The following is a 25,789-nucleotide window of genomic DNA, read 5'->3' on the forward strand; positions in this document are numbered from 1 at the left end:
CTGCGTAAACTTGCGTCTCCGAAGTGCCTTGCCGATCGTGCGTGCCGGAAGTTTGGAGAACTCCCATCATCGCAGGTCACAAGGCACTTGCCCGCCCTTCAAGACCGTCTGCGACTACTACGCGAAGTGGGAGGCCGACGCGCCCCGCCGCGCATGCTGATCGGCGCCGGACCTCGGGCCGTGTGATGATGCCTGGAGGGCAGGCTCACAGGCGAGCGGCCCGGTAGATCCTCGGCACGGAGGGCAAGGGCATGATCAAAGGTGCTCACGTCGTCGTCTTCAGCCGGGATGCCGAGGCGGACCGTGTTTTCTTCCGGGACGTGCTGAGGTATCCGTACGTCGACGCGGGCGGCGGATGGCTGATCTTCAAACTTCCTCCGTCGGAGGTCGCCGTACACCCTTCCGGGGAATCGGGTGGCCATGAGCTGTTCCTGACGTGTGACGACGTCCGCGCCACCGTTGCCGAACTGGCGGCGAAGGGGGTGGAGTTCACCCAGCCGGTCAGCGAGGAGGGCTGGGGGCTGCTGACCACGCTGCGCCTGCCGGGCGGTGGTGACCTCCGGTTGTACGAGCCCCGCCACGAAGTGGCCTACACGCTCCCGGACATGGGCTCGGTCACGCCGGACGCATAGCGGAACCGATGCCTGTCGGGTGCGGAAGCGGCCCGTTTCGCGGGCGGTCACGGGCCGCAATGCGCCGGGCCGAATCGTGACCCCTTGCCGTCCACCGGGATCGCCGGTCGCGTCCTGACGGTGGACGGCATCCGGACCGACTGGGTCAGACCAGGTTTTTCTCCAACGCGGCGATGTAGTTGCGCATGAAGTGGTCCCGTACCCCCGCGCTCGCCGGAGCGAACGCGTCGGCCGTCAGTCCCTTGGCCTTGTCGCCGAGGCCGTCGAGGAACGAGACCGTGTCACGGACCTTGCCGTTGGAATCGATGTACCGCAGTGCCTCGACGTGCGTGTACGCGGGCTCGGGCGGCAGCTGCGGCACGATGTCGTTGTTGTTGACGAACCGGAACATGCGCTGCTTGAAACCCTTGTCGTACGCGGAGGCCAGCAGCCGGTCGCAGGTGCGGGGCTGGCCGTAGGTGTAGACGCCGTCGGCCAGTAGTCTCGGCTCCTCCAGGTAGAGCCGTGCACCGGCGAGCATGGCCAGGGCGCCGCCCAGACTGTGGCCGGTGAACCACACCGTCTGGCCGTTCGTGCGGAACTCCTGGAGGGTGTTCCTGACGTCGGGGTAGATTGACTCGAGGGCCTGGCCGAAGCCGTAGTGGACGTATCCGGTCCGTGACGGACCCGGCCACGGTGGAGTGCTGGTGTCGGAGAGCCAGTCGCGGATCTCCGACGGTTCCGTGCCCCGGAAGGCGGTGATGATCATGTCGTTGCTTGCCATGGTGTACGCCTGGGTGTCCTCCAGTGGGAACGGCGGCGTGAACCGCGTCTCGTGGTGCCGCACCCGGTCGAATCCCCAATCGCGCGCTTGTTCCTCGATGGTGGCCGGGTCCTTGTAGGCGAGGTCGGACGCCTGCGCCAGCCAGTACGCGTGGGCCAGGCTGTAGGCACGGGCCTTGTGGTCGAGCGCGGAGGGTACGGGCACGGAAGCTCCCTTTCTCGGGCGGCCGGGGTGTGGACGCACCACAGTCGTTACCGGAGAGCCCTCGTTCCAAAGAGCTGACGTATGACATTCCCCCGAACGGGGCAGACGGCCGGAGCGGGCCGCTGCTGCCATGACGGGGATCACGGCCCGCGGATGCAGCGGAACGGCGCTGCTGCGCGCCATGTGCATGGCCGCGAGAAAGTGCCGGAACACCTCGGGCTCGGCTGCCATGGCCTGCCGTACCACGGGAAGGAGCGTCCCCCCCCGGCGAGCTGATGTCGAGCATCCGGCGCAGCACGGGGTCCGTGGACAGGCGGCGGGGAAGTTCGAATCCGGTAGACCTTCTGGCTGGGGTTCCAGCATGGCGTGGACGGATCCAGACCTGCGGCGCAGGGTGAAGTACTCGGGCCGCGCCGGGATGCTGCGGCGAGCGCGGTTGCGGGCTTCTCGCGTGTACGCGCCGAGGTACCACTGCCAGTGTCGCCCGGTGTGCTCCAGTCACTCCGGCGAGGTGTCGCGTACCAGGCGGCGCCAGACGTGGGAGAACGCCCTGACCAGTGGTCCGGCCTCCGCCGTCATGTGTCCTTGCGAGGTGATGACGGCGGTGAAGTCCAGTCCTGCCATACGGCGTCGACAAGGCGCGCTGGGTCGGCCAGGGAGCCGCCGAAGCGGTCGTCTAGGAGGATGGCCACCACCGCGTCCATGGTCAAGTCCAGCCGGTCGTCGCTCACCCGGGGATCCATGCCGCATCGGCCCGGCGATGTCCCAGCGCAGGAAGCGCCGTTCGTCGACGGGGTGCGTCACCAGCTCCTGTCGGCGGCACCGGATGAGGCCGCGGCGTCGTGCCGCTTCGGCGTCCGGACTGACGTTTGCCGGCCGCGGGTGTCGGCGTCGCCGTCAGGTGGAGACGCGGGCGCTGCAGGCACCGATGTGGCACCCTGCGCCGGGCCGGGTGTCGTATTGGGCCGTCCGAGGGTCCGTTGGGCGGCGATCTCGGCGAGGGCCGGGATGTGTTCGGCTTTGCGCTCGTGGCGACGGTCCGGGCGGTGGCACCCGCTGGACCATGGGGGAGCGGATCCCGGGAAGCCGCGAACGCCCCGTCCGACAGGTTGCGCGGCGGCAACCGGGCGAATGACGTGACCCGGCTCCGGCATGGGGGTACCACTGCACCACCGACACCAGGAGCCCTCCATGCACATCCATGACGCCGTCGTCCTCGTCACCGGTGCCAACCGTGGCATCGGCAGTGCCCTCGTCACCGCGTTCCTCGAACGCGGTGCGGCACGCGTCCACGCCACAGCGCGGGACCCCGAAACACTGGCGGCGGTGACCGCGCGGGACCCCGAGCGGGTCCTGCCGCTCGCCCTGGACGTCACCGACCCCGACTCCGTCGCAGCCGCCGCCCTCGCCGCGCCCGACGTGACGCTCCTGGTCAACAACGCGGGCGTGGCCCTGATGGGGCACCTGCTGGAGATGGATCTCGGCGCCGTCGAGACGGTGATGAACACCAACTGGCTGGGCACACTGCGCGCCCTGCGCGCCTTTGTGCCGGTCATCGAACGCAACGGCGGCGGAGCCGTCGTCAACGTTGTCAGCATCGGTGCCTTCGGCGGGACCCCCTCCATGGGCGGCTACCCCGCCTCGAAGGCGGCACTCAACTCACTGACCCAGGCCGTCCGGCCGGACCTCGCCCCGCGCGGCATCACCGTGCACGCGGTCTACCCGGGCCCGGTCGACACCGACATGCTGCGGTTGAGCACGCCCGCCCTCCCCGCCCTGGGCGACATGCCCCGGGCAACACCGGCCGACGTGGCCCGTGCCGTCGTCGACGGCGTCGAGGCGGGCGCGGAGGACATCTTCCCCGACCCCTTCGCCGAGCAGATCGGGGAAGCATGGCGCCGTGACCCCAAGGGCGTGGAACGACAGCTTGTCGGCCTTGAGTGATGCGAGGTCATCCCCGCGTGCGCGGGGACCGTGAACCGAACCCGTCTCAAGTCCACGACACCCAAGGGACGCGTTCCAGCCACGGCACCCGCCCTGCGGAGCGCGAAACCGCAGTGCCCTGGGACGTAACGAATCCGGTGGCGGTGGCCGGTGACACCCGGTGCTTGGATTCCCGGGATGGCGCTCGGCCCGGGCACGCCGACGCCCATCGTGGACGAACTGCCCGCCGGAGCGTCGGTGCGGATCCTCGGGCCGGATGACCCGGTGCTGCCGAGTGCCCTGGCCGCGGCGCGCCTCGCTTTCACGGAGCCCGGAACCGGTGTCGGCTCGGCGGGAGTCGCCGAACTGGCCGAAGCCGTGCATGCCCAGGCGGGCGACGGGACGGTGGACCTCGTGGTGGCGCGGATGGGGGCGGGGCTGACGTCGGTCGCCGCGGCGGTGGACGACGGGGTGGCGCTGTGCGCGGGCCAGCACCAGCCGGTCGGTATCGTCAGCGAGGTCGTCGGCGTCGGGACGCTGCCCGCCGCGCGCCGCCGGGGCCTGGGACTCGCAGTCACCGCGGCGCTGGTGGCCGACGCCCGATCGCGAGGCATGGAGACAGTCTTCCTGTCGGCGGGCGACGACGATGTCGCCCGGATCTACGCCCGCCTCGGCTTCCGCCGCGCCGCCACCGCACTGATCGCCGAGCCTGCCGGGTAGTGAGTCCGCTTCCGGATCTTCGGGATGATGTCGCCGTCGCCCCAGGACTGGAGGACGGGCCCTTGACGGCGCCGTCCGTCGGCGCTCCGAGCGAGAGCGCGCGCAGCTGCTCGCCCAGGTGGCCCGGCTTCCGCACTGACATGGGGTGGCTCCCGTTTGCGTTGCTGGAGCACCCCCGCCGCCCGTGACCCACCGTCCCCGGGCCGCGCGGTGCGGAAGGTGAAGCCGCCCGCGCCGATCACCTGCGCCGAGTGCCGGCACCTGATGTACGCGAAGACCGCCGGCCTCGTCAGCCGATGGGCCAGCAGTTGGTGGCGTCATAGACCGTCTCGCCGCACTGGAACCTCATGCCGTACTCGCACTCGGGCATTCCGTGCGCCGCAGCCGAGTCCCACACGCCACCGCAGCAACCCCAGCAACCGGTGGTCGGGCTGCAGCACGTGTCGCCGTCCACGCACGGTCCGGGCGGAGGCGGACACCCGGCTGCCACGGGGCGTACGGAGCGGTGAGCACCCTGCCGAGGCATCCACCGCCCGGCCGTCGGCCGTCCCGTCCGCTCCTGCGGCGCGGGTTGCCGAGACTCCCGCAGCTCCAGGACGGCCCGCAGCAGGCCCCCCAAAGCAGCGGCCTCCGGCGTACCGGAATCCTTGAGCTGCAGCCGGACCAGGTGGTGCACATGGTCGTCGCACGGGACCTGGCTGAGTGTTTCAACGCGTTCGATGAGCGTGACCGGAATCGCGGTCCAGTTCTTGCAGGCCGTACCAGGGGCGAACCGGATGACATCCGGCTCGTCAGCGGCCTTGACCATGCCGATCAGGGGTGCGGTGGGAGTGAGGGAGTCGGATACGAGCGCCCGATGGAACTCTTCCCCGGTGAATGACCTGCCCATGACGTAATCCTGTCGCTATGGACGGTGACGCCCTGATTCATTCCCCTTGCACATCTTGATCACCCTCGGCCGGACCGGCTCGCATGAGTCTTTCCGGTGTTGGGCAAAGCCGGCCCGTGACCGGCGCACCCGTCGTGCCTGGGCGGACGGGTGCGCAGGCGTTCTCTGTCAGTGCCCGGGACCTGTACGGGGGACCCAGCCGTTGGTACCACCGGTGCGGATCAAGTCCTGTGCGTATCGCCACAGGTCTGCCGAAGCGTCCTCGATGGCGGACTTCCGGGCGAGCACGTCGTCTTCCGTGACTCCTGGAGTGCGCCAGGTGCTGCCACGGTTGCCGTAGTTCAGCAGGAGCGGCTGGAGCCGGTCCATGGCCTTCGCGAAGCGCGCTTCGGGGGTCACCCGTGCTTCGAACTCGTCCCACAGGGCCCGGAACCGCTCGGCCTGGCCGGCGGGCAGGATGGCGAAGAGTTTCTCCGCGGCCCGCTGTTCCCTCGCGTCCTGATCGGCGGTGGCCACGGTGTCGTGGATGAAGGTGTCCCCTGCGTAGATCTCCACGAGATCGTGGACGGCGACCAGGGCGAGGGCCTTGCCGACGTCGATGGGCTCGTCCGCGTATTCGGCAGGCACCAGGGTCATCAGCGCGAGGTGCCAGGAGTGTTCGGCGTCGTTCTCCTTGCGGTCCGCCGCCAGGAGCGGGCTTTGCCGGAGGACGTTCTTGAGCCGGTCGGCTTCGATCACGAACTCGATCTGGCGGCGCAACCGCTCGGGGGTGTTGCCGGGTTGCTGGAATGACGCGGCGAGCAGAGGCGCGTCCTGGTCCGGCTCCTGGGGTGTCAGGCGTCCCCGCGATGCTCCCGGCGGCGTCGGCGGTGCCACGGGGCTGATGGTGTCGCCACCCCCGCGCACCGCACGACGGCTCCTCTACGTGGTAGACGCGCACCTGTCCCTCGGTGACCTCGACGCCGCCGTCGGCAGTGCCTACCGTGCCGTCGACCTGCTCGGCATCCTGCCCCCCCCGGCCTCGCGGACCAGTACCGGCGGCGATTCGCCCCTCACCTCTCCGAGGCCTCTGTGAGTGACCTGTTCCCCCACCTCGCAGATCACCCCGCGTCATGATGGTCGCTGATCAAACGCCCTCCAGCAGCGCCACCCGCTCGCCGTCGTCGAGCCCCACGCGCTGCAGCTGCTCACCGTGGTGGGCATCGGCCCGGACGCGGCCGTAATGTTGCCGATCACCATGGGGGACACCCCGGAACGCCTGAGCAGTGAGGCGTCCTTCGCCGCGCTGTGCGGGGTCAGCCCTGTCGAGCGTTCCTCGGGCCGTCGGCAGACCAAGCTGCTCGGCCGGTCTGTGAGTTGTGGAGATCCGCTGTCACATGCCGCTGCCCCCCTTTCGCTTGGCCGGCGGCTGGACTCGCCGACCATGTAACCACTTCAGTTGACGTACTTCAGTTGCAGTGCTCTACTTGAGGTCGTTCAGAGCGAGGAGTACGAGATGCGTCAGAACCCGGCCCGTCGGGCCGCGCTGCTCGACGGCGCGATCGAGGTTCTCGCCCGCGAGGGCGCGCGTGGCCTGACCCAGCGCGCTGTCGACAAGGAGGCGGGGGTGCCCATCGGCACCGCGTCCAACTACTTCCGCAACCGCGACGATCTGCTCGTCCAGGCCGGTGCCCGTGTCTACGAGCGGCTCAGGCCCGAAGAGAACGCGCTCACCGAGATGTTCGACCAGGCGCGGGACGCCGCGTCGTACGGCGTGATGCTGCGGGAGAGCGTCGGCAGGGTCGCGGCCTTCCCGTCCGGGCACCTGGCGCTGCTGGAGCTCCGGCTGGAGGCCACCAGAAGGCCGGATCTGCGGACGCTGCTCACCGAGCGGGTCCGCGCCGACATCGACGAGAACGTCACCCGGCACGAGGCTGCCGGCCTGCCCGGTGGCGCAACAGCCGTCCTGCTGATGTACCTGGCCATGAACTGGCTGATCGTCGAGCAACTCACACTGCCGGACGTCTTCACGGACGCTGAGCGCGACCAACTGGTGGTGCAGGCAGTGGAGCGCATCGTCGGCCCGTTCCTTACCGCTACGAAATGACACCCCGGTAGCGCTCGCCCCCGGGTGGCGCACCCATCACCGTCCACTGCGACCCGATCGGTAAAGGGACTCCTTTTGCGCAAGCTCGTGTACTTCGTCGCCTCCACGCTCGACGGTTTCATTGCCGGTCCCGACGGCTCCGACCCCACGGGCCTCGGCGGCTTCTGGTCGCCGTCCGCGGACTACATACAGCACCTCGTCGAGGAGTACCCCGAGACCCTGCCGGGGCCGGCGCGCGCCGCGCTCGGTGTCACCGCCGAAGGCACCCGCTTCGACACCGTCGTGGAAGGCCGCAAGAGCTATGAGATCGGCCTCGCGGCCGGCGTGACCGACGCCTTCCCCCACCTCAGGCACCTGGTCTTCTCCCGGACACTGACCGAGAGCCCGGACCCCGGCATCGAACTCGTCGCCGACGAGCCGGTGTCGAAGGTGCGGGAGTTGAAGCGCGATGGCGGCAAGGACATCTGGCTCGTCGGCGGCGGGGAACTGGCCGGCGCACTGTACGGCGAGATCGACCGCATGATCGTCAAGCTCAGCCCGCTCACCATCGGCGCCGGCATACCCCTCTTCGGGCGGACCCCGGCCTTCGCGCCCAACGCCTGGGAGCTCACCGACCACACCGTCCTCGAGGGCGGAGCGGCCTTCCTCACCTATGACCGGCACCCCGGCACTCCCCAGCCCGCTGGCAGGTAGCGGCAGGGGGAATGAGAACAGGCCGGTCGACCCGACCCTATGTAGTGCCGACCGGCCGTTTTGGTCTGGGCGTGTACCGGCGAGCGCGGGTACCACTGACAACCGGGAGCTCGGACCGCTCTTCGTGCGAACTGTTCGCGCTCAGGCGGGTGCCACGGGCAGCCGGTACTCGGTAACGGCCGCCGGAATGCGGACGCCGGTGGCCCGCAGGTGGCCGGTCCGCGTCTGGTAGGCGGCTCCGCGCATCAGGTGCCCCGTCACCACCGCGACCTCGCGGCAGGCGGGCGCCGCCAGGGCCGAGCCGGTGGTCCAGGCGTTGAACGCTCCCATCGCCGGGCCGCACCAGACCTGCCAGTCCTCTGCGCGGTCCGGTGCACCGGTGGCGGCCCACCGGGAGGTCATGCCGAGGTACCAGCGGAACACCATGGCCATACGGTGCTTCGGATCGTGCTCGGCCCGGGCCAGCCAGTCCGGATGGTGCTCCCTCAGGTAGGCGGCCGTCTCCTCCCACGTCCGGTCCAGCGATCGGCGCAGCACACGCTCCTCCAGGCGCCGCCGCTCGGCGTCCGGCAACTCGTCGAGGCCGCCGTGCTCGTGGTAGAGGCGATACAGAAGGCCGGCCCGGGCGGGAAACATGGTGCCGCGCCCCAACACCTGCACCTGGATGCCCTGTTCGAACATGTCGGCGGCAGGGGCCATGACGCAGTCGGCGATCCCCGCTTCTGCCAGCAGCCGCTTGACCGCCGTCGACGTGTCCGCCTCCACCGCGGCCTGGTTCACCGAGCCGGTGACCACGTAGTCGGCACCGAGGGCGAAGGCCCCCGCCACCGCGTGCGGCGAGCCGATACCGCCAGCCGCCCCCAGGTGCACCGGCGGCACCTCGTCACCGTACTCTCGCGCGATGCGCGCCCGCACCCTTGCCAGCGCGGGCAACAGCACGGCCAGCGGCCTGCGGTCCGTGTGGCCTCCCGAGTCGGACTCGGCCGTGACAGCGTCGGCCATCGGCACCGCACGGGCCAGCTCCGCCTGCTCGGCGGTCACCCGCCCCTGCTCCCGGAGCGCATGGACCAGCGCCTGCGGCGCCGGCCGCAGGAACATCTCCGCCGTCTCCTCCCGGGACACCTTGCCGATGACGCGGTGCTCCGCGCACGCCCCGCCCATCCGGTCGCGCCGCAGCCCGGTGAGGCGGTAGCGCACCAGCTCCGGCGTGAGCTGGATGAACGCCGACGCCTCCACGCACCGCACCCGGTGTCGCAGGCACAGGTCCACCACGATCCGTTCCAGGTGCGGCGCCGCCGGGCTGTGGATGAGGTTGCACGCGTACGGACCGTCGCCCAGCTCCCGCGCCAGCTCGCCCAGCGCCGCGTCGATCCGCGCCTGTGGCAGTCCCGCCGCGCCGAACGCCGCGAGAGCGCCGGCCCGGGACAGGGCGGCCACCAGGCGAGTACCGGCGATACCCCCGGCCATGGCCCCCGCCATGTACGGCAGGCGCACGCCGTGCCGGCGCAGGAAGCCGGGGGAGCCGAGCCGCTCGGGCGGCATCGCCCCCGCGGTGGCCAGCACCTCCGCTCCCCGCGGCGGCACATGGCACATGCCCAACCTGCCCCAGCTGCGCACCAGGTGGCAGGGGAGCTCCAGCGACGACAGCACCTGGTACACGCCCTCCGGGTCGCTGTGCACGGCGGTCGTGCGGTCCATCAGGCACCGCCCTTGCGGTCCGTCGGCCGGCTTCCGAGGACGATGTTGCGCACCTGGTAGATCCGCAGATCGTCGCGCCACACGCTGCCGTCCGCGCGGATCAGCAGCCGGTCCCGCTTCCGGGTCGCCTTGCGGATGTGCACCTCGCCGCGGACCTGCTGGTGCTCACGCAGGATCTGCGCGCCGTAGTTCCAGCTCAGTTGCTCTCCGGCGACCAGCCCGAGCTCCGGGTCCGGCAGGTCGTCGATGAGCCCGGTGTGCAGCGCGAACGCGTGCACCGCCTGGAAGAGCATCTGCACGCCGGCCGAGCCCGGCATCACCGGGTCACGGAAGAAGTGGTGGTCGAAGTACCAGTCGTCCGGGCGCACCGGTTTGGTGCACAGCGCGTACCCCGCCCCGTGTTCACCACCGCCGGGCACCAGCACCAGGTCCTCCAGCAGCGCCAGCCGTCCGGTGCCCAGTCGTGCGTCGCCCCGCGCGTCCAGTCGGCGCAGCCCGGCCGGTGTCGCCCCCTGCCGGTCCAGCCACGGCGGGACGCACCGGCCTTTGTCCATGCCCTGCTGGAGATCCAGCACCCCCTGGGTGAGGTAGCCGTGCAGCGCCTCGCCCGCGTAGAACACCTCGCCGCGGGTGCTCAGTTCGAAGCGGTAGCTGTGCAGCGTCGCACCGGGCAGGTCGGTGACCGACAGGACGGTGATGCGTTGGGTGACGGTCGTGCCGCGGGGGTCGGCGTTGCGCAGCAGCGTCGCCTTGCCGTTGAGATTGCGGCACACATACGGCTCGTCGGGATGCTGGAGCGCCACTCCCAGGGCAATGGCGCTCAGCAGGCCCGCCGGCTGCAGCGAGATCTCCATCAGCGCCAGCGCCGGTACCGACCGCGTCCCGTTCTCCCGGCAGTACCACGGGGCGGGCGGCATGTCGTACTCGGTGACCCCGCACGCACCGGTCCGGTCCGACGCCGTCCCCTCCGTCACCTCCACTCCACGGTCGATCATCAGGAAGTCGCCCCTGGGCAGGCGAGGGCGTACCGGGCACAGTGCGGCGTCGTACTTGCCGCTCGCGGTGGCCAGCTGCGCCACGTCCCCCTCGGACGCGTGTGCCATGTGCAGTTCGGTGGAGTACGCCGGGCTGCCGCCGGAGGTCAGGCGGATGCCCGCGTCGTCGATGTGGAGCCGGGGGTCGAGCTCGGGCCTGCCGTACAGCGCCACGCCCACGTCCCGCAGCCGGGCCACGACCTTTCCGTCCGCGGACGTGACCTCCGCGTCGGCGGTCACGAAGGGGCGCGGGATCCAGCCCGCGCGGGTGACCTCTGCCCGCAGTCCCAGCGGCCCGCCGAACGGACCGAGCAGCTCCACGTGGGCCGTGCCGCCCGGCAGGGGGACCGCGTGTGCTCCCGGCAGGCACAGATGGATGCCCCGGTGGAAGAGATACACCCGCAGTGCCTCGGTGACGGCCCCCAGCAGAAAGGGCCAGGCGTCGCCGTCACCGGCCGGCAGGGTGGTGGCGGTCAGCAGTCCTTGCCCCCAGCGCCCGCCGCTCGGCGCGATCTCGCCCACCTCCTCCAGCAGTCGCTCGGGCCACGGTGCGGGCCGGAGCTCCGGCGCCACGTGCTGCTGGCCGAAGGAACTGCCGAGGACCGCCGCCACCTCACCGCGTGCCAGCGCGTCGAGGTCACCGGCCGACAGCCGGCCTACGGACGTACGGGCCGGCGGTTTGAACTCCCGTGGGTGGCAGGGAACATCGGGCCGGTCCACCGGGCCGCCGCTCGCCGCGCCGACGGACACGGTCAGGAGCGTGCGGTTGTCCCCGTCACGTACGTCGCAGTGTGCCGGGTCGGCGTTCCCGCCGGGGTGGTACGACGTGCGCAGGGGCACCGGCCCGGAGGGCGGCAGCCTGTGCCAGGTGACCTCCACGTGCCCGGACGTCAGGGGCCCGGCCTCGCGCAGCCGCGCCGCCGCTGCACGTACGATGACGGCCGGTCCGCCGAGGCGGGACCAGTCGGCGGGGGACGGGGTGACGGCGGCGGCGTGAGGAGGGGCCACGGGCTCCGAACTCCGTGTGTTGCCGGTCGCGTTGGTCGTCCACTTCGCCTTGAGGTCGCTCAGGGTGCGGCCGAGATCCAGGCCGCCGCGGACCTGTGACGGCGGCGCAGGGCGCTTCGGTATCTGCCGGGGCACCGCAGGCGGGGGAGTGGCCCGGGGCGGTGCCTCCTCCGGCGCCGGCTCCCGGGGCGCGGCGTGCAGCGCGGGAGGGGCCACGTGCCGCACCTGCCAGGCGCTGATCGCCCGATGGGCTTCCACGACGGCCGCGTGCGCCCGCTGCACCTGCTGCGCCATGCGTACGGCGAGGGCGTCCGGGGCAGCCACGAAGTCGCCGCTGACCCGCCCGTCCGGTTCGGGCGCCGGTGTGCCGGTGTACGCAGGCGCGGCAGGGGTGATGGGCTCGGGCACGCGGCCCACGGGCGTGCCCTCGAAGCCGAGTTCGTCCATGACGGCTGCCTCACCCGGTTTCCGTACGGCCGGGCGCCGCCGGGGTGGAGGTGGAGACGTAGGTGGTGAGCAGGCGGACCGCCTGGACCTCGTTCACGTCCAGCATCCGCAGCCCGGTCCACTTCTGCAGGACCCGGCCGCCGGGTTCGCACGCGGTGACGGTGCAGTACGTGTCCAGTACGGACGTCCTGCCGGCCTCGGCGACGACCACGAACGGCTCGTCGTCGGGCAGAGGTGCGTACAGGTCGACGCGCTCGGCGCTCACCGGGATCCCGCCGCATCCCTTGATTCCGTGGGTGACCAGCGCGGCTCCCTGCAGCAGGAGATCGGAGAGCGCGGGGCTGAACAGCTGTGCGGCGTACGCCCCGGAGGCGAACGCCGGGTCGCGCAGGCGCGCGGACAGCACGAGCCGCTCCGCGTCCTCGTCGAGGACGTCCCGCAACCCGGCCAGGGACGGCCCGTGGAAGATGGTCCGTTGCGTGTAGCAGGGGTGGGGGGTGCCGGTGGGTTCGTAGCGGGGGAGGTCGAGGCGCGGTGCTTCCCCGGGCTCCTCGGCACACACCACGAGGACTTCGAAGTGCGTCTGGCCCTCGTTGCCGTCCGCGTGGTGCATCCGGGCCCGGACGGTGTCGCCCTGCTCGTTCGGCACCAGGTGGAAGCCCACGGCTCGCGGGTGATGGCCGTCCAGGTACAGGCCGCGGGCGATGCGGAGGTCCTGGCACCGTACGACCGGCAGACGGCTGCCCCGGGCACGCTCCACGGTGTGCAGGACCGCTCCGAGCAGCCCGGTCATCGGCACCAGTGGATGGCCCGCCACGCGGTGGTCGCGCAGCATCGGTTCGTCCTCCAGGCCCGTGAGGGAGCGCACGGCGGTCAGCCCTTCGGCGGGCAGGCTCTCGGTCCTGCGCAGCCAAGGAGCCACGGGGCCCATCACGGTCACCTCGCCGGCCGGGTGCTCCGGTCCCATCAGGCCGCGGAAGTACGCCGTCCCGGCCTCGCGGGAGAGCACGGGCACGCCGGCCTCGGTGAACAGCCGGTGCACGCCCTCGGCCATGCCGCCCTCCCACGGCCCCCAGATAACGGGGGTCGCCCGCAGAGCCGGGTACGCCGCCTGCATCGCGCAGACGTGGCGGACCATGGCCTCGTTGGCGAGGGCGTAGTCGGCCTGCCGTACGTTGCCCCACAGGCCCGCCACCGAGGCGAACACCACCAGGTGCCGCAGCCGCTCCGGGCCGAGGGCGTCGAGCACGTGCTGCAGGCCGGAGAGCTTCGTTGCGATCACTGGTGCCGCGGACACGGCCGTCATCTCGGCCAGTGGCCGGTCACCCAGCACACCGGCCGCGTGCAGTACGCCCGTGATGCGGTCCGCGTGCGGTGCCAGCGCCGCCCGTACGGCGGTGGCGTCCCGCACGTCGGCGCTGACGTAGTCGGCCCGGACGCCGCGCGAGCGCAGCGCCTCCAGCGCCGACCGGACACCGTCGTCCTCCCCGGGCCGTCGGCCCATGAGCACGTACCCGCACCGGTGGTCCTCTGTCAGGGCCTCCAGGCACCACGCCGTGATGCCGCTCGCGCCGCCCGTGACCAGCAGCGTGTCGTCCCCAGTGAGAGGGGACGGGCCGCCGGGGGCGTGCGGCAGGAGCCGCTGCGGGGCGTCCGACAGGGTCGGAGTGCGCCGGTGCCGTCCGTTGCGGCCCACCTCCAGTACGTCGGTGGCCACGTCCGCGATCTCCTCCAGCAGAGCCTCCCCGGCCGCGTCCGGCGCCATGTCCGGGGCGAGGTCGAGTGCACGGCAGAAGACCGGGGACGCCTCCAGGGCGAAGGACTTGACCAGGCCCGCCAGACCTCCGGCGAGCGCGGCCACGGGCTCTCCGCCTGTGCCCGCGTACCCCGAGAACCCGTCGAGCTGCGTCACCGTGACGAACGCCGCCCGGCGGCCCGTCCGTGCGCAGTCCAGCAGCAGTGCCCTGGCGCGCTTGGCGAACAGGAGGCCGTGGGTCAGCCGTCCGACCGCCTCGTCGGCGTTCATGATGCGTGAGCGGCTCAGCGGCAGCAGGCACAGGTCGATGCGTGATGCCTTGCTGAGGGCCTCGGCGACGCGGTCGCGCAGCTCACCGTCCGACCAGCTGTCCAGTGGCTGGGTATCCGGGCCGCCGGCGGGCACGCCGGGCACGGTCAGGCGCAGCACGCTCCAGCCGCGGCCGGTCAGCGCCTGCCCGAGGGCGGCGCAGAGTTCGCCGCCGTCGTCGAGCATCAGGGCGCGCGGCTGCTCGTGGTGGACGCCGGTGAGGACGTCCACGGGCGGCAGGGTCCGCAGTGAGACGTACGCCCGGCCGAGCGGCACTCCGCCAGTGTGCCGCAGACCGGACCGCGGGGAGCTGAACAACTCCTTGAGCATCGTGCTCAGGTCGCCGACCGTACGGGCCTCGCTGAAACGGAAGAGCTCCTCGCGTTTGATCACCGGGTACCGGCGCCATACCTCGGCACCGATCTCCACCTGCTTGAGGGAGTCGATGCCCAGGTCCTCCTGGATGTACATGTCCGGTTCCAGCATGCCGACGTCGTAACCGGTCTTGTCCGCGACGATCTGGCGAAGGACCTGCTCCGCTTCCACCGGGTCGATGTCCGAGAGGTCCTGGACGGGGCGGTGGAGCATCCTGTCGTCGGCCATCAGCGCGGCCAGGGCCGACCGGTCGTTCTCCTCCGGGCCCGCGCCGGGCGCGCCGTCGACGGCAGGCGCCCGTTCCGCGGCATTCGCCGCATCCGCGGTATCCGTGGCAAGGGGCGGTACACCGGGGACCGGCACGGCGCCGGGGGAGGGGGCGGGGGCGGCGTCCGCCTGGCCGTTCGTCATCGGCCGTACGGGTGGCGCCTCTGCCGCCGCGCCCGTTCCGCCCAGCAGCTCGGCCACCACCTCGCCCGCCCGGGTGTGGGCCTCGCCCACGGCCAGGCTGTGCTCGGTGATCGCGCCCACCGCCGCGGCCAGGGCCGCGTCGGGGCCCTGCCCATTGCGCGTCCGGGAGCGCAGCAGCTCCACCAGCTCCCGCTGGGTCGCCAACTGCCCGTCGAGGTAGCGGACGTGGGCGGCGAGGTGGTCGGCGGCGGCCCGGGCCAGCGGATCCGGGCCGGTCCCCGCGGGGACCGGTACCCCGTTGGCAGGGGGTATGAGCAGCTCGGCGGCGGGCACGCCGGCCCGGTCCTCCGCCTGACGGAACCGCTCCTGGCGGGCCTTGAGCGCGAAGTTCGGCCCCTCCAGCAGCCTGGCTACCGCCGACGGGGCCGGACACTCCTCCGGCGCCGGGGCGTCGTACCGGTTGATGCCGACGACCGGCAGTCCCAGCACGGCCAGGCGCAGGGCCGCCTCCTTCAGCACGGCGGCGCTGTCGGGGCCGTTCTCACCCCGGTCGCAGGGGACCGCCACCACCGCGTCGGCGCCGAGCGTGCGCTTCACCAGGCGGGTCAGCGTGCTGCCGGGCCCGAACTCGACGAAGACCCCGAATCCGTCGGCCCGCATCTGCCGCACGCGCTCGACGAAGTCCACCGGCCACAGTAGCTGTCCGACCAGGGTGAGCTGGTCTGCCTCCGGCCCCTGCCCGTAGCGCGCACCCGCCGCACCGGCGAACACGGGCACCTCGGGTGCGGCGAAGTCCACCTGCGCACAGGCATCGGCGAACGGGCGGGTCGCGTGCTCGACAAGCGGCGTGTGGAACGCGGCGGCCACCGGCAGCCGCTTCGCCGGGACGCCCTCCCGCAGGCAATGGGTCACGAAGCCTTCGACGGCATCGGTGCCACCGCCCACGACCTGCTCGTCGGGGGCGTTGCGATGACACACCGACAACTCCGCATGGGCTGCCAGAATGCCCGCGACCGCATCGTCCGCAGCCCGGACGACTGCCATCGCCCCCGGGTCCGCCCCCGCCTCCGGCCGTTCCTCCATTGCCAGCCCCCGGGCCCGTGCCAGGGCCCGGAACGCGTCGTCGTCCAGCGCCCCGGCTGCCCACAGCGCCGTCAGCTCACCGAAGCTGTGCCCCAGAACGCCGTCCGGGGCGAACCCCAGCTCCCGCAAAAACCGGTACTGCCCGGCGGCCAGGGCCCCGATGGCCGGCTGGGCACAGGAGGTACGGTTCAGCCGCTCGCGGGCCGCGTGGGCGGTGTCCTTGTCGCCCGGGGGCGGGAACACCGTACGGGCCAGCGTATCCCCGGGCGGGGACAGGGCGTTGGCCTCGTCGAAGGCCGCCCGCAGGGGCGGAACCGCCAGCAGCGCCCGCAGCCCCATCTCCGGGTACTGGTTGCCCTGCCCCGTGAACAGCGCCGCCACCTTGGTACCGGCCGGCAGCGCCGTACGGCGGTAATGCACGCCCTCGGGAAGCCCCCACGACTCCTCCTGCGCGCCGCGCGTGCGGAGCCGCTCGATCGCGGTGGCCAGCAGGCGCCCCCGGTGCTCCTCGTCCGCCGCGACGAAGCCCAGCCGGGCGTGCTCCGGGGGTACACCGCTGCCCTCGGCGGGCTCCGCGCCGGCTTCGAGGAGCGACAGCAGCTCCCCGGGGTCCGGGGCGTGCCACAGACAGGCCCGCGGCACGGGGTGCAGCACGCGCTCCTGGGGTATGTCGGCGTGGTGTTCCTCCAGCACGGCGTGGTAGTTCACCCCGCCGAACCCGAAGGCGGACACGCCCGCGCGCCGCACCGGGCGGCCGGGGTCGCGCACCCACGGCCGGGCAGTGGTGTTGACGTAGACGGCACCGTGCGCAGTGACGGCCGGCGCGGGGGATGCCACATTGACGGTGGGCGGCAGCACCTTGTGGTGCAGAGCCAGCGCCGCCTTGATCAGCCCTGCCGCACCCGCCGCTGCCTTCGCGTGGCCCATCTGCGACTTGATGCTGCCCACGGCCACGTGCCGGCTGTCCCCGGGCACGCCCATGATCTCGTTGAGCGCCGTGACCTCCACCTCATCGCCGGTGGGGGTGCCCGTGCCGTGCGCCTCCACCAGCTCCACCGAGTCCGGCGGGCACCCGGCGTCGTCGTACGCACGCCGCAGCGCCGTCAACTGGCCGTCCTTGCTGGGCGCGTAGATGCTCTTGGCCACGCCGTCACTCGAACTTCCGAGCCCGCGCAGCACCGCGTAGATACGGTCCTCGTCGCGCCGGGCGTCGGCCAGCCTCTTGAGCGCCAGCATCCCGATGCCCTCGCCGATCAGCGTGCCGTCGGCCTCGGCGTCGAAAGGACGCACCCGGCCACTGAAGGACAACGCCGGTGTCTTGCTGAAGCACATGAACGAGATGATGGAGTTGTCGGCATCGCAGCCGCCGGTGATCATCAAGTCGGCGCGGCGGCAGATGAGTTCGTCGACCGCGGCCCGGACGGCAGCCAGCGAACTGGCGCAGGCGGCGTCGACGGTGTGGTTGGCCGCCCGCAGGTCCAGGCGATTGGCGACCCGTCCGGAGGCGACGTTCCCCAGGATCCCGGGGAACGAGTCCTCCGTCCACGGCGGAAGCTCCCGCACGTAATCGCACGCGGCCTGCCGCGCATCCTCCTCAGCGGCGCCGCGGGCCCGCATCGCCTTGACCAGAAGGGGTGCGAGCAGCCGGGCCGCGAGCGGCATGAGCGTGGTGTTGGTGCCACACACGCCCAGCACCACGCCCGTACGGCGCGGGTCGTACCAGCCGTCGCGACCTCGCGCGCCGTCGCGCAGCACCTCGCGCGCCACCACAAGACTCAGCAACTGCACGAGCCCGGTGGAGTCGAGAGATTTCGGCGGCAGGCCGAACTCCATCGGGTCGAACCTCACCGGGGTGAGGAAGCCGCCGCGCCGGCCGTACGTCCTGTCGGGAGCGAAGGGGTCGGGGTCGTAGTAGTCCTCCAGCTCCCACCAGGCGGAGGGCACCTCCTCGGTGCAGTCACGGCCCGCCACGATGTTGCCCCAGAACGCGCGGAGGTCAGGGGCCTTGGGGAACATCCCGGCCATACCCACGATTGCCACGGGGTCTTGAGAAAGGCGACGGTCGGGTTCCTCCAGCATGACGCGATCCCCTGTCTCCCGACAGTCCCGTACCACCGCCGTAAGACTGCCCGGCCGTCAGCACGAAGAAGCCATCTCCACCCTTGTGAGTGAAGGCCCGGGGCTTCCTTCGGACTGTCAAGCATCCCGGACTTCACATGGGCGCCGGAAAGCACCGTTCGTCTCAGTCAAGACCCGGCTCCGCCAGGGCCCGGCCGAGCGAACCCGGCTTCGCGGGACGGCTAGGGCATGTATCGAGTCGTGATCAATCTGCGGATTCGCCTTCGTGGCGACGCGTGGTCCGGTGGATCGTCCGGCATGGCACGTGTAAATGGCTTATGGAGAACAGGAGTTCATCGATCCGCTTCCGTGAACGGCCCGGCTCATACCGACGATCAGGCATGCAGCTCGCCATCCTTCCGCCGGGGCGTGTCCAGTGCCGGCCATGGGCTTATGGCAGGGCATTGGGGGGGCAGGGTCGCGTGCGGCCCGATTCTCCGAAACCCGACTGACACGGGCTCGTCAGTGCGACAGGATGTCCGTTCGTCGTACTGGCGAGTGAAGGGCAGTCCGCATGCCGCACCCTGCACCGCGACCGATTCCCGAGTCGGCCGACCTGCTCACCGCGGAACTGGTGGTGGACATGGCTGCCCCCGTGGCGCCGGCCATCTCGCCGGACGGTCGCCTGGTCGCCTACGGCGTGGTCGCGAACAGCGGAAGGGACGGACGTCCGCACAGCTCTGTCTGGGTCGCCGCCGCCGATGGCAGCGCAGCCCCGCGCAGGCTGACCGACGGCACGGCCCGAAACACCGCCCCGAAGTGGGCGCCGGACTCGGCCTTTCTGTTTTTCACCTCCGACCGCGAGGAGCGGGGCACCGCTCAACTCCAGCGGATCCTCCTGGACGGCAGCGAGAACATCGCCAAGGCAGAGCCCCTGACCAGGTGGCGCGGGGGCATCTGCGACTACTATCCGCTCACCGATGGCCGCACCGTCGCGCTGCTCGCCGAGGACGAGCCCACCGCGGAGGACGAACGCCGGGAGGCCGAGGGTGACGACGCGAAGGTCTGGGGCCGGTACCTCCCGGTCGCCCGGCTGCGCCTGCTTGACCTGGCGACCGGCGTGGTCCGCACCGTGGAGGGCTTCGGAGACCGCCATGTCGTGGAGGTGACCCAGCGTCCGGACGGCGGCCCGCTGGCCGTGCTGAGCTGGGCCACCCCCGAGCTCGACCCCGGCGTCACGACGGCAAGGCTGCATCTGGTCGCCCCGGAGACGGGAGCCGTCCAGGACCTGGGCCCAGTCGGAGTCGAGGCCCAGTCCCCGGTCTGGTGGAATCACGACGGTGAATGGCATCTGGCCCACGTGGCGGTGACCCCTGGGTACTTGGTAGGCGCGCTCGCCGTGATCGACACGGTCTCGCCCACGACCGGTCCGACCGTCGAACAGCGCAATCTCACGGCCGGCATGTCCGCCTGCCCCACCGAGCTGGTGCAGGTTGCCGACGGGCCACCGCTGGCGCTGTTCGCCGACGGGCTGGATACCGCGCTGTACCGGCTCGATCCGCAGTCGCTACGGTTCCACCAATTGTCCTGCGCGCCCGGCACGCTCGCCGGGCTCACTGCGAGTCACTCCGGAGAGACCCTCGCTGTGCTGATGAGCACCGCGCGCGAGCCCAAGAACGTCCACGCGGGACCCACGGGCGGGCCACTGCTCCGGCTCAGCGACACCAGTCCCGAACTGCGCAGGATCCGCTGGGGTGTCCAGGAACGGCTCAGCTACCAGGCATCCGACGGACTCCAGCTGGACGGCCTGCTGATCCTGCCCGCCGGCCGGACTCGGGACGAGGGTCCGTTCCCGCTCGTCACCATGGTCCACGGCGGCCCCTACTTCCGCCATGCCGACGAGTTCACGCTCAATGCGGTCGACTGCGGCCAGTGGCTGGCGACCGCCGGGTACGCGGTCTTCCTGCCCAATCCCCGGGGCGGGTCGGGCCACGGCCATGAATTCGCCGCCGTGGTGGCGGGCGCGGTGGGCGGCGACGAGTGGACCGACATCCTCGCCGGGATCGACCTGCTGGTCGCCGGGGGAGTCGCCGATCCCGAACGCTTGGGCATCTCCGGCTGGAGCCACGGCGGTTTCATGGCGGCCTGGGCCATCGGCCAAACCGAACGATTCAAGGCCGCCATGATGGGCGCCGGCATCAGCGACTGGGGCATGCAGGCCGGGACCGGCGAGTGGGGAATCACGGACGCGGCGCTCGGCGGCAGCACCGGCTGGAACGGGCCGGGACCGCACATCCACGACCGGAACAGCCCGATCTCCTACGTGTCCCGGATCCGCACCCCGGTCCTGATCCTGCACGGCGAGGAGGACACCAACGTCCCACTCGGCCAGGCGGTCCACTTCCATCGCGCACTGCGCCACTTCGGCGTCGAGCACGAGTTCGTCGTCTACCCCCGAGAGGGCCACGGACTTCACGAACGCGCCCATCAACTCGACGCCCTCCGGCGTATCCGCGCCTGGTATGACCGCTGGCTGTAGCGAAAGCAAGTTCTTTGATCCAGATCATCGATGCCCGTAAGTGGAGGCCGGCGAGGTAGCTGCCCGGGGTCTTGTCGTAGCGGGTAGCGATGCCTCGCCATTAGGCCATAATTTGTTGGATGTCAGTAGCTGCGGTGATCCTCACGCCCGCCCCTCGCCCGAAGCACTGAAGTCGGAGAGTCTGCGGACACCCACCGAGTTATGGGCGGCTTGAGGCAGTGGCATGTTCGGCGCGACGGGCCACGGCGCGCAGTACCTCGATCCTGATGTATGCCGCCCCGCCCAGCTGGATAAGCAGCCAGTAGGCCCGGAAGGCGCGTCGGGCATGGGCATCGGTGGAGTGCACCCGGGTCTCGAACGACAAGAGCGAGCCGTCTGCATCGGGGACGACGCGCAGGCTCAGGGCGGCTTTGGCCCAGCCCGGCTCGTCAAACGCGATGAACGCCGCGACGTCCCCCGGAGCGACCGGGGCGGGCTGGGGGCGGGTCTTCCAAAACCGGGCGACCATGCCCTTGACCAGTTCCTCGCCGTCCACGGTGACCAAGGTGGGCGTGGGGAAACTGTCGACGAACGGCCCCTCGACCCGGCCCCGGTGACCCAGGCGCAGCCGCATCAGCGTCCGATAGACGGGCAGTTCCCCGGCGGTGATCTCGGTCAGTGCCCGCCACACGGTTGCAGGGTACGCCGGGATCCGCCGGGTGAACCGGGAGCGAAGGTCGTAGGCGGGAAGCAGGCGGTCGAGTTCCATCGCATCACTCCGGATAGATCGAGCCCGACAGCTACTGCGCACCCGGTCCGTGCGGCGGCCGGGCAGGCTCGGTGACCAGGCCTCAGGCCGCGCGCCCGGGTTTCGGCAGACGCCTGTTCGGACGGGCCGTCGCGACACCCGCGTGGACACCACACCCTTCGGTCGGTGCTTCTGTATATCGGAGGCGGGTCCTTTTGGACCGTACCCGTCAGGTACACGGGGCAGCAGGGCCCGGGCCCGCAAAGCTATCGGTTCACGCACTCCGGTTCGCCCACGGCACGGCCAGATGTCACCAGAAAAGGGTGGCTCCATTTCCGCCGCCGATCATGGCCTTTTGTCGGGGGCCATCACTTTCCCCGCTGGAGCAACGTGGCTCTCGAAACCGCCGCCCCACTGGCTCTAACTTCATCCTCGCTAGAAACTAGGGGTTCGCCCGTCTCACCGGCGATCCGAGAGCCTCCCATCCCGGTACGGTGCTGTCGCCATGCCACTTCGCATCGGGTCGGCGAGCTGCGTCAGGGCGTGCACGGCCGCATCCATACGGTCCGGGGAGTCCATGCCCGCCACCCACCGCACCATCTGTTGCTCAAGCGACAGCCACTGGCCGACGTGGTGGACACGCCCCTGCTCGTACAACTGCGCAATCAGCCTGCCACCATTCCCACAGGCGCTTGCGCATCGTGGGCGAGCCGGCCTCGGCGGCGTCCTTGATCGGACCGTCCACCACGGCCAGGTGGGCGCCCTTACCGGTCAGGCCGCCGCCGACACCGGCCATGACCGCGCCGCCCTCGGTGCCGACCAGGTCGAACCGGTTCGCCGCGCTCGACCCAGGCCGCAGGCCAACACCCAGCTGGGGCCCGTAGGTGATGATCGCGTCCCGGATCCACCGGCCGTGATCGTCGGCCAAATCCGACGAGTAGGAAGCGATCATCACCCGGTGCTCCGGGCGCCGCCGCAGGTACCACAGCGGCGCCCACCGGGCCGCCCTTCGGCTCTTGCCGTGCCGGGGCGGCATGGTCAGCATCAGCTGCGTCGGCTGCCCGGCTGCCACCCGCTCGAAGGCCGCGTCGATGAGGTCCAGGTGGGCGGCCTGCGTCTCCCGCTCCTCGGTGAGGACGGCGGCCATCGTTCCCGGGGAATGATCCATCGCCATCTCGCGCTCGATAGCGGCGAGACGGTCACGCAACTGGGGGCTGGAGACGGCGGCGATCTCACGGCGGCGCTGTGCGGGAAGCGCCCGGTACGCCTGGAGGACCGCTGCCTCGTCAGGTCTCACCTTCCTCCGGCACACGGCCGGCCGGGCCGATTAGCCGCTCCAGCTCATCCAGGTCCGTGGTCGACTGGATCTGAACGGCGCCGCCGTCCGGGCCGGACGCCTCCGTGCGGGCCGGGCGGTTCAGGCCGAGGAGATGGCTGCTGCGTTCGATGATCCGAACAGCCCGGTCAGCGGCCTGGTAGTCGCCCGAGCGGAGCGCTTGCCGCTACATCGGGAAGAACAGGCGCTCAAGGCGCTCCGCCATGAGCCGTCGCATCTCATCGACGTTGTCTTCGAGCTTGGTGCTGCGCTCGGCCAGGGCCTTGGTGACGTCCTTGCAGGCGAGCTCGATCAACCGCTTGTCGGTGGGCGGCTCCTGCCCGGCCTTGTACCGCTCGACCCCGTACCCCTGCGGGCAGGCGATGTCGTCACTGTTGACCGAGGGATCAACGGAGAGCTTCCGGCCGATGGGCAGCCAGTCGACGACGGCCAAGCGATGGTCGATCGCGTCGGCCTGGCGCTGGGTGATGGCGGCCCGACTGGCGCGGTTGGGGCGGCCCATGAATGCGACTCCCGTACCTCGCGCCCACCATGATCCCGCAGCCAAGATTCATCCGGTGAAGAGACCTTTGCCCCCTCGCTGAACCTCTTTCGTGCGCCCCGCAGAACAGGAGGTGACGACGCGACGGTGAAGCTGCATCGGTCCGGGTCGGCGCCCGGGGCGGCCTCGGCGGCCTCCACCTTGATGCCCAGGTAGCAGGCATTGCCGCCCGCTTTGGGAATCCCGTGCTGTCGCACCAGCAGGGGCAGGAAAGCCTGAGTTTCAAGTCTGTCCGCAGCTCCACCAGAACAGCCTCATAAAGCCTTACTGATTTCTTATTTAGAATTACACGAAATGCGGGACCTCTATCAGAAAGCTGATGGGGACTCATGAACGGTCGGGGCAAAGGAGCGCAATGCTCTATTCAGCGTTGATCCATCGGGAGGTCAAATGTCACTTTAAGGGACTTAAGTCCCTTCGGGATGGTGGCGGAGGCTTCCATGCTGGATGCATGAAGAAGAGCTCAGGAGTTCGCCGTATCGCAACCGCCGTCACCGTCGCCGCCATGGCCGCCGTCGTGACAATGTCTGGTGTGGGCACCGCACAAGCAAGCGCGAAAGTGAATGACGGGGGATATGTGACTGATGCGCATGGAAATGCCCTGCGGTCCGGAGACAGGATTAAGATTCAGGATCTGTCGGACAGGGGTGGGTGGGTTTTCACTGACAAGAATTCCGGGTCAACCGTTGCGTACTCCTACAACATGAAGTCGTGGGATGTCCGGCACGGGGGGCCGAGTACTCGTGCCGATGACTATGAAGTCACGCTTGTCGGAGGGCACTCGGGGGATCCCATCAAATGGGGCGACTCCGTCAAGATTGACGACGTCAATCACGGGTACTGGGGATACCTCGAGAGTTGGAGCGGTGGGTCTCCACTTCTCTACGCATCGGCCAATGCCGACAGCTTCGGATTTGTGCCGGTCAAGGGCAACAAAAATCAGGCACAGCTCACGGACTACAACGGAACGGGCGGAGACGAGAATTACCATTCCGTCGGTGGCGCCACCCTGGGGCTCCAGGGCGGATCCCCTGACACGCTCAGTTTCGTCATCGATAAATAAGATTCCGGGGCGTGAGCAAATGGTTGCGGCCGGATGACGAGCGCAGCTTGGACAGAAATTCTCATGTATGGCGCTAAGGGTCGTGACCTCCGCTGCCGTAGCGTGAATCATGAGGACACCACCGGCCCCGGCCGGCCGTGCTCCGCTCTGCCCGTGCTTCCGTGCTCCGCGCCCACCTTGGGAGATCGTCGGCATGACGTGAGGCGGAGCGTGCGAGGGGACTGCACCCAGTGGGGGGAGCAGTCCCCTCGCATGACGATCAGACGCAGTCGCGACATGATGGCCAACTGCTCGTCACCCCCCTGGGCTGCGGGCCTGGCTGGCAGAGGCGGCGCGAGCGGCGCGCCCCGGTTCACGCGCAGCCAGTGAGTGAACTGCCAATTGCGGCAGGTCCGGTAGTGCGTCGAGCTCCGCAGCGGTGCATCCGGGGGGACGGAGTGCTCGCCCCACCCGAAGATGGGGCGAGCGTTCGCCAGGCAGATGCCGAGCCCGCAGACCAGGGCGTCGCCCTCCCAGGAATGGCCCGGCGCGTGCTCGAACGCCAGGTGCGCGTTGCGGTGCCAGTCCCAGAGGATCGGCAGAGCATACAGGTACCAGGCCAAGGGCGGCCGCGCCGCGTCCAGGACCACCGTCTGCTGCCTCGCCGTGTGCGTCACACGCGGCCGGTCGCAGAACCCGAATGACTTCAGGCAGTGCTGTGTCAGATCCACGTGGCGCACACCGGCCGGCCACATGATGCGGTACCTGTCGCGCGATTCAATTTCCACACGGACTCGTTTCGGGCCCGCTTCAGATTGCATCCCCCTGGAAGCACACCTTCTTTCGAAGGCCCTGACGTCCATGCCGGGGATCGGCGTACCGGAGCCCGCATCCTCATCGACGTCGGCGACGGCAGCAGCTTCCCGAGCGCCGCCCACCTCGCCGCCTATGCCGGTCTCGCCCCCGCAACCCGCAGTTCCGGATCATCGATCCGCGGCGAACAACCTTCCCGAAGAGGCAACAAACAACTCAAACGAGCCTTCTCCCTCTCAGCATTCGTCGCGCTGGCCGACCCGGTCTCCCGTGCCTACTACGGTCAGAAGATCGCCCAGGGAAAGCATCACGCCCAAGCCATCCGCTGCCTTGCCAGATGCCGGGCCGGCGTCCTCTTCGCCATGCTCCGCGACGGCACCTCCTGCCAGCCCAGGGCCGCTACAACAGCATCATGAACCGTTCAGCTCTCCGGGCGAAGGCGCTGACGGGCCGCTGCAAGCTGCTCATGGTAGTCAGCGGCGAACAGGCCAGGAAGGCTCTTGTCCAGCGTCCCCGAGATCTTGTGAATCGGCGCCCACACCGCCGGATCATCGTCATCGACCGCCCGGCAAAGGTCCGTCATCTGTAGACGCTCCAGCCAGTCCGACAGGACCAACGCCTCGTCAGCAGTCAGCGTGACCGTTATTTGCCCATCACCCATGCACGCCTCCATGCCACAGCCTCGACTACCGAACACACGAA

At 70.4% G+C, this 25,789-nt stretch carries 18 protein-coding genes and 4 pseudogenes; 9 read left to right on the forward strand and 13 right to left on the reverse strand.

The genetic code is table 11. From position 1 onward, the window contains the following. Positions 1-251: 251 nt before the first annotated feature. Complete coding sequence (locus ABD269_RS11620; RefSeq protein ID WP_344117715.1) at positions 252-632, forward strand: VOC family protein; 381 nt, start codon at positions 252-254, stop codon at positions 630-632. A gap of 145 nt (positions 633-777) precedes the next feature. Here ABD269_RS11620 and ABD269_RS11625 read toward each other — a convergent pair whose 3' ends face one another. The 3 genes and pseudogenes from ABD269_RS11625 to ABD269_RS11630 form a co-directional block, all read right to left on the reverse strand. After that, complete coding sequence (locus tag ABD269_RS11625; RefSeq protein WP_344117716.1) at positions 778-1,599, reverse strand: lipase family protein; 822 nt, start codon at positions 1,597-1,599, stop codon at positions 778-780. A 369-nt stretch (positions 1,600-1,968) separates the two neighbouring features. Then, a pseudogene (locus tag ABD269_RS35335) lies at positions 1,969-2,097 on the reverse strand (terpene synthase family protein); the annotation flags it as partial. Next, positions 2,098-2,223, reverse strand: coding sequence for a hypothetical protein (locus ABD269_RS11630; RefSeq protein WP_344117717.1), 126 nt, complete (start codon positions 2,221-2,223; stop codon positions 2,098-2,100). It abuts the pseudogene before it with no gap. A 567-nt stretch (positions 2,224-2,790) separates the two neighbouring features. On the opposite strand from ABD269_RS11630, the gene ABD269_RS11635 reads away from it, so the two are divergent. Beyond that, the gene (locus tag ABD269_RS11635) at positions 2,791-3,543 is read left to right on the forward strand and encodes an SDR family oxidoreductase (protein ID WP_344117718.1); all 753 of its coding nucleotides are present in this window, start codon (positions 2,791-2,793) and stop codon (positions 3,541-3,543) included. A gap of 177 nt (positions 3,544-3,720) precedes the next feature. Beyond that, positions 3,721-4,242: a GNAT family N-acetyltransferase gene (locus ABD269_RS11640; RefSeq protein WP_344117719.1), complete on the forward strand. Its 522-nt coding sequence runs from the start codon at positions 3,721-3,723 to the stop codon at positions 4,240-4,242. Between the two features lie 289 nt (positions 4,243-4,531). On the opposite strand, the gene ABD269_RS11645 is transcribed toward ABD269_RS11640, so the two are convergent. Together ABD269_RS11645 and ABD269_RS11650 are read right to left on the reverse strand one after the other, a co-directional pair. Next, on the reverse strand, positions 4,532-5,131 hold the full coding sequence (locus tag ABD269_RS11645; RefSeq protein ID WP_344117721.1) for a hypothetical protein: 600 nt from the start codon (positions 5,129-5,131) through the stop codon (positions 4,532-4,534). A gap of 168 nt (positions 5,132-5,299) precedes the next feature. After that, a complete protein-coding gene (locus tag ABD269_RS11650; RefSeq protein WP_344117722.1) occupies positions 5,300-6,007 on the reverse strand; it encodes an HD domain-containing protein in 708 nt (235 codons plus the stop codon). Between the two features lie 355 nt (positions 6,008-6,362). On the opposite strand from ABD269_RS11650, the pseudogene ABD269_RS35340 reads away from it, so the two are divergent. From ABD269_RS35340 to ABD269_RS11665, 3 genes and pseudogenes are all read left to right on the forward strand, one after another. Continuing rightward, positions 6,363-6,456: pseudogene (locus tag ABD269_RS35340) on the forward strand (transposase); the annotation flags it as partial. A gap of 170 nt (positions 6,457-6,626) precedes the next feature. Next, the gene (locus ABD269_RS11660) at positions 6,627-7,217 is read left to right on the forward strand and encodes a TetR/AcrR family transcriptional regulator (RefSeq protein WP_344117723.1); all 591 of its coding nucleotides are present in this window, start codon (positions 6,627-6,629) and stop codon (positions 7,215-7,217) included. 75 nt (positions 7,218-7,292) lie between these two features. Beyond that, a complete protein-coding gene (locus tag ABD269_RS11665) occupies positions 7,293-7,910 on the forward strand; it encodes a dihydrofolate reductase family protein (RefSeq protein ID WP_344117724.1) in 618 nt (205 codons plus the stop codon). 141 nt (positions 7,911-8,051) lie between these two features. Here the strand turns inward: ABD269_RS11665 and ABD269_RS11670 are convergent, their stop codons facing one another. Genes ABD269_RS11670 through ABD269_RS11680 form a run of 3 tightly spaced genes read right to left on the reverse strand, consistent with a single transcriptional unit; the run spans position 8,052 to position 18,071 of the window. Beyond that, a complete protein-coding gene (locus ABD269_RS11670; protein ID WP_344117725.1) occupies positions 8,052-9,608 on the reverse strand; it encodes a PfaD family polyunsaturated fatty acid/polyketide biosynthesis protein in 1,557 nt (518 codons plus the stop codon). Beyond that, positions 9,608-12,097, reverse strand: coding sequence for a hotdog family protein (locus ABD269_RS11675; RefSeq protein WP_344117726.1), 2,490 nt, complete (start codon positions 12,095-12,097; stop codon positions 9,608-9,610). The genes ABD269_RS11670 and ABD269_RS11675 overlap by 1 nt, the downstream gene beginning before the upstream one ends. A gap of 10 nt (positions 12,098-12,107) precedes the next feature. After that, entirely contained in the window at positions 12,108-18,071 is a 5,964-nt protein-coding gene (locus ABD269_RS11680; protein WP_344117727.1) for an SDR family NAD(P)-dependent oxidoreductase, read from the reverse strand. 592 nt (positions 18,072-18,663) lie between these two features. Here ABD269_RS11680 and ABD269_RS11685 point away from each other — a divergent pair. Further along, positions 18,664-20,628: a S9 family peptidase gene (locus ABD269_RS11685; RefSeq protein ID WP_344117728.1), complete on the forward strand. Its 1,965-nt coding sequence runs from the start codon at positions 18,664-18,666 to the stop codon at positions 20,626-20,628. Positions 20,629-20,635: 7 nt separating this feature from the next. Here ABD269_RS11685 and ABD269_RS35345 read toward each other — a convergent pair. The 4 genes and pseudogenes from ABD269_RS35345 to ABD269_RS11700 all read right to left on the reverse strand — a co-directional run. Continuing rightward, positions 20,636-20,728: pseudogene (locus tag ABD269_RS35345) on the reverse strand (IS5/IS1182 family transposase); the annotation flags it as partial. Between the two features lie 99 nt (positions 20,729-20,827). Further along, complete coding sequence (locus ABD269_RS11690; protein ID WP_344117729.1) at positions 20,828-21,376, reverse strand: hypothetical protein; 549 nt, start codon at positions 21,374-21,376, stop codon at positions 20,828-20,830. 586 nt (positions 21,377-21,962) lie between these two features. Beyond that, positions 21,963-22,652: a terminase large subunit domain-containing protein gene (locus ABD269_RS11695; RefSeq protein ID WP_344117731.1), complete on the reverse strand. Its 690-nt coding sequence runs from the start codon at positions 22,650-22,652 to the stop codon at positions 21,963-21,965. A 205-nt stretch (positions 22,653-22,857) separates the two neighbouring features. Further along, positions 22,858-23,193: a hypothetical protein gene (locus tag ABD269_RS11700; RefSeq protein ID WP_344117732.1), complete on the reverse strand. Its 336-nt coding sequence runs from the start codon at positions 23,191-23,193 to the stop codon at positions 22,858-22,860. A 490-nt stretch (positions 23,194-23,683) separates the two neighbouring features. On the opposite strand from ABD269_RS11700, the gene ABD269_RS11705 reads away from it, so the two are divergent. Then, positions 23,684-24,295: a hypothetical protein gene (locus ABD269_RS11705; protein ID WP_344117733.1), complete on the forward strand. Its 612-nt coding sequence runs from the start codon at positions 23,684-23,686 to the stop codon at positions 24,293-24,295. A gap of 804 nt (positions 24,296-25,099) precedes the next feature. Next, positions 25,100-25,503: pseudogene (locus tag ABD269_RS11710) on the forward strand (transposase); the annotation flags it as partial. Between the two features lie 5 nt (positions 25,504-25,508). On the opposite strand, the gene ABD269_RS11715 reads toward ABD269_RS11710, so the two are convergent. After that, on the reverse strand, positions 25,509-25,748 hold the full coding sequence (locus ABD269_RS11715) for a hypothetical protein (protein ID WP_344117734.1): 240 nt from the start codon (positions 25,746-25,748) through the stop codon (positions 25,509-25,511). Between the last annotated feature and the right edge of the window lie 41 nt (positions 25,749-25,789).

It is taken from the genome of Streptomyces blastmyceticus, assembly GCF_039521185.1.
In the GTDB taxonomy this organism is placed as follows: domain Bacteria; phylum Actinomycetota; class Actinomycetes; order Streptomycetales; family Streptomycetaceae; genus Streptomyces; species Streptomyces blastmyceticus.

Bases quoted from the DNA above. Each gene is read 5' to 3' on its own strand.
- ABD269_RS11620 (WP_344117715.1), top strand. From the start codon at position 252: ATGATCAAAGGTGCTCACGTCGTCGTCTTCAGCCGGGATGCCGAGGCG.
- ABD269_RS11630 (WP_344117717.1), bottom strand. From the start codon at position 2,223: ATGGCAGGACTGGACTTCACCGCCGTCATCACCTCGCAAGGACACATG.
- ABD269_RS11635 (WP_344117718.1), top strand. From the start codon at position 2,791: ATGCACATCCATGACGCCGTCGTCCTCGTCACCGGTGCCAACCGTGGC.
- ABD269_RS11640 (WP_344117719.1), top strand. From the start codon at position 3,721: ATGGCGCTCGGCCCGGGCACGCCGACGCCCATCGTGGACGAACTGCCC.
- ABD269_RS11645 (WP_344117721.1), bottom strand. From the start codon at position 5,131: ATGGGCAGGTCATTCACCGGGGAAGAGTTCCATCGGGCGCTCGTATCC.
- ABD269_RS11660 (WP_344117723.1), top strand. From the start codon at position 6,627: ATGCGTCAGAACCCGGCCCGTCGGGCCGCGCTGCTCGACGGCGCGATC.
- ABD269_RS11670 (WP_344117725.1), bottom strand. From the start codon at position 9,608: ATGGACCGCACGACCGCCGTGCACAGCGACCCGGAGGGCGTGTACCAG.
- ABD269_RS11675 (WP_344117726.1), bottom strand. From the start codon at position 12,097: ATGGACGAACTCGGCTTCGAGGGCACGCCCGTGGGCCGCGTGCCCGAG.
- ABD269_RS11685 (WP_344117728.1), top strand. From the start codon at position 18,664: ATGCCGCACCCTGCACCGCGACCGATTCCCGAGTCGGCCGACCTGCTC.
- ABD269_RS11690 (WP_344117729.1), bottom strand. From the start codon at position 21,376: ATGGAACTCGACCGCCTGCTTCCCGCCTACGACCTTCGCTCCCGGTTC.
- ABD269_RS11700 (WP_344117732.1), bottom strand. From the start codon at position 23,193: ATGGGCCGCCCCAACCGCGCCAGTCGGGCCGCCATCACCCAGCGCCAG.
- ABD269_RS11705 (WP_344117733.1), top strand. From the start codon at position 23,684: ATGAAGAAGAGCTCAGGAGTTCGCCGTATCGCAACCGCCGTCACCGTC.
- ABD269_RS11715 (WP_344117734.1), bottom strand. From the start codon at position 25,748: ATGGGTGATGGGCAAATAACGGTCACGCTGACTGCTGACGAGGCGTTG.